The sequence below is a fragment of the Mycobacterium sp. genome (assembly GCF_049683935.1).
GTDB lineage: Bacteria > Actinomycetota > Actinomycetes > Mycobacteriales > Mycobacteriaceae > Mycobacterium.
Genome location: NZ_JBAUJR010000147.1, coordinates 1 through 2,751 on the forward strand (window position 1 = coordinate 1; position 2,751 = coordinate 2,751).

Annotated in this window: 2 protein-coding genes and 1 pseudogene; 1 reads left to right on the forward strand and 2 read right to left on the reverse strand. The window is 66.5% G+C overall.

Annotation, left to right across the window (positions count from 1 at the left end; translation table 11 throughout):
• The first annotated feature begins 365 nt into the window (after window positions 1-365).
• Entirely contained in the window at window positions 366-1,139 is a 774-nt protein-coding gene (locus tag WA965_RS08295) for a sulfite exporter TauE/SafE family protein (RefSeq protein ID WP_526302042.1), read from the forward strand.
• Window positions 1,140-1,157: 18 nt separating this feature from the next.
• On the opposite strand, the gene fdhA is transcribed toward WA965_RS08295, so the two are convergent.
• Both fdhA and WA965_RS08305 read right to left on the reverse strand, forming a co-directional pair.
• A complete protein-coding gene (gene fdhA / locus WA965_RS08300) occupies window positions 1,158-2,375 on the reverse strand; it encodes a formaldehyde dehydrogenase, glutathione-independent (RefSeq protein ID WP_526302040.1) in 1,218 nt (405 codons plus the stop codon).
• Between the two features lie 128 nt (window positions 2,376-2,503).
• Window positions 2,504-2,751: pseudogene (locus WA965_RS08305) on the reverse strand (aldo/keto reductase); the annotation flags it as partial.

Genomic DNA, 2,751 nt, shown 5'->3' on the forward strand with positions numbered 1-2,751 from the left:
GTACAGGACCACTGCCCCAGCCGCAGCGGACCGCTGGCCGGTGCGTAATCGTCGACGAACTGATCAAAAGGTTTCATGTCGGCCTCCTCACGCAGAGCACGCGGTATCGGACCGTCCACGTGCGCCGCGAAGCACTGCGGCGTCGCGAGGTATCCAGTGGCGAATCGAGCGTTCATGTGCCGGCCTTCCGACTTCGGAGAAATCGACCGACGGAGTAGCGACGACCCACAGCGAGGGGTCGGTCAGGATCAGACCCCGCTGCGGGTTGCTACTACGAGTCGCCTCGGCACGTCGGCGATGTTAGACCTGTTGGTTCGCGGCGCGCAACCGAGTTGGACCTCTCGCACAGTTGGACGTCGTACACAATGTGCCCGGTGTCCTGGTCGCATGCAGTGCTGCTCTTCGCGGCCGGAATACTCGGTGGACTGACCGGCAGCATCGCCGGTCTGGCATCGGTGGCGACCTATCCCGCGCTGCTCCTCGTCGGCCTGCCGCCGGTCACGGCCAACGTCACCAACACAGTGGCGTTGGTGTTCAACGGGATCGGCTCGATCTGGGGTTCGCGGCCCGAACTTCACGGTCAGGGCGAATGGCTCAAACGGATCGTGCCGTTCGCCGCCCTGGGCGGCATCGCCGGCGCAGTGCTGCTCCTGTCGACCCCGTCAGAGGGTTTCGAGCGCATCGTGCCGTTCCTGCTCGGCTTCGCCGCGCTCGCAATCCTGATACCGGTGAGACCCAAGCGTGAGGCGCGGGTCGCCAGCCACCGACGTCACACCACGCTGCTGATCCTCGAGGGTGCAGCGATCTTCGTCATCTGCATCTACGGCGGATACTTCGGTGCTGCCGCGGGAGTGCTGCTGCTGGCGCTGTTGTTGCGCGCCGGCGGCGCCACGCTGGCACGTGCCAACGCCGGCAAGAACGTCGTCCTCGGGGTCGCGAACAGCGTCGCCGCGGTGATCTTCGCGGTGGCGGCGCCGGTCCAGTGGCTCGCCGTGGTGGCGCTCGGGGTGGGGTGCCTGCTCGGATCGCGACTCGGTCCCGTCGTCGTCCGTCATGCACCCGCGGGCCCGCTGCGGGTGACGATCGGCGTCGCCGGCCTCGCTCTGGCCGTCAAGCTCGGCTGGGACGCCTACCGCTGAACTGTCGGCCGATCGGACTCAGGCTGCGGGCACCATCCCATGCGGATCGAGGACGAACTTCTCCGCCACCCCGGAGTCGAACTCGGCGTACCCGCGAGGAGCGTCGTCGAGCGAGATGACGGTGGCGTTGACGGCATCGGCGATGTGCGCCTTGTCGTGCAGGATGCTCATCATCAAACCCCTGTTGTACGACAGCACCGGGCACTGACCGGTATAGAAGCTGTGGCTCTTGGCCCACCCCAGCCCCAACCGGACCTTCAGCGTGCCGTCCTTGGCATCGGGGTCGGCGGCGCCGGGGTCACCGGTGACGTACAGACCGGGAATACCGAGACTGCCGCCGGCGCGGGTGGCGTTCATGATCGAGTTGAGCACCGCGGCCGGTTGCTCCCCCGCGTTGTGTCCGTGCCCGCTGGCCTCGAATCCCACCGCGTCGACCGCACAATCCACCTCGTTGGTGTTGAGGATGTCGGCGATCTGGTCCTCCAGCGTCGCGTCGGCGCTGATGTCGACGGTCGCGCACCCGAACGATTCCGCCTGCTTGAGCCGGTCGGCGTTCAGATCGCCGACGATGACGACGGCAGCGCCCAGCAGTTGGGCCGAGTACGCGGCGGCCAACCCGACAGGTCCGGCACCGGCGACATACACCGTGGATCCCGTTGTCACACCGGAGGTTTTGGCGCCGTGGTATCCGGTCGGAAAGATATCGGACAGCATCGTCAGGTCGCGGATCTTTGCCAGCGCCGCGTCCCGGTCGGGGAACTTCAGGAGGTTGAAGTCCGCGAAGGGAACGAACACGTAGTCGGCCTGACCGCCGAGCCAACCGCCCATGTCGACGTAGCCGTAGGCGGATCCGGCGCGCGCCGGGTTGACGTTCAGGCAGATCCCGGTCTGCCGCTCACGGCAGTTCCGGCACCGACCGCAGGCGATGTTGAACGGCACCGAGCAGATGTCACCGACCTCGAGAAACTGTACATCAGAGCCCTTTTCGACGATCTCGCCGGTGATCTCGTGTCCGAGCGTCTGCCCGACAGGCGCGGTGGTGCGGCCGCGCACCATGTGTTGATCAGATCCGCAGATGTTGGTCGACACACACTTGAGGATGACGCCGTGGTCGGCCTTTCGACTCATCCCCATCGCACTGGCCACTTCGGCCGGGACCTCGAGTTTGGGATAGTCGATCGATTCGACCGCCACTTCGCCTGGGCCCTTGTAGACAACGATCCGGTTGCCACTCATGATTCTCCCGCCGGACTCGCGTTGTCCGCAGCAGGATCTCCGATGCGATCGCGTGCCCTTCCACCGAGAGTAGGCAGCCCGGGTGCCGGCGAAACGTCATCGGCGAAAACCTCACCGCTGGTCTAGGCCTAGGCCCACGGACGTCGGGAGCGGGCGGCCCAGTATTCGACCGGATCCTCGGACAACCCGCTCAGCGCGTCGAGTGCATCCGCAGGAACAACGAGGTCTGCACCGGCGATGTGTGACTGCACCTGCGACACCGTGACCGCACCCGAGAGCACCCGTGGCGACCAGGGTTGCGACACCGCAGCGGCCACCGCGAGCTGGTCGATGCCGACCCCGAGGTCGGCGGCGATGCGGGCCACCTGCTGCACCC

Coding starts and splice junctions, on each gene's coding strand:
- WA965_RS08295 (WP_526302042.1), top strand. CDS start 366: ATGTGCCCGGTGTCCTGGTCGCATGCAGTGCTGCTCTTCGCGGCCGGA.
- fdhA (WP_526302040.1), bottom strand. CDS start 2,375: ATGAGTGGCAACCGGATCGTTGTCTACAAGGGCCCAGGCGAAGTGGCG.